We start from the raw sequence: 255 nt of genomic DNA, 5'->3' as shown, positions 1-255 counted from the left end.
GCAAGGAGCCGATATTTTTCATGCAGGAACCGAATTATTTCCGTTCGATCGTGGTTACCTCCGGAATCTGGAAAGAAGTTGGCTGGGGGACGATCATTTACCTTGCGGCCTTGGCAGGCATCAATCCGGAGCTTTATGAATCAGCCGAAGTGGATGGGGCCGGAAAGCTGAAGCAGGCGTTCAGCATTACACTGCCATCGCTCTTGCCAACGATTATGGTGCTGCTGCTGCTTCGTGTCGGACATGTGCTGGACC

1 protein-coding gene is annotated in these 255 nt (G+C 52.9%); it reads left to right on the top strand.

The window, feature by feature from the left end:
- Window positions 1-255, top strand: a 255-nt coding sequence (locus KVT27_RS25405) for an ABC transporter permease subunit (RefSeq protein WP_217582249.1), incomplete at both ends; no start/stop codon positions are given.

Source organism: Lysinibacillus sp. GbtcB16, assembly GCF_019091145.1.
In the GTDB taxonomy this organism is placed as follows: Bacteria; Bacillota; Bacilli; order Bacillales_A; family Planococcaceae; genus Lysinibacillus; species Lysinibacillus fusiformis.
The sequence above is the reverse complement of the archived record's forward strand: the minus strand, read 5'-3'. Positions and strand labels throughout refer to the sequence as shown.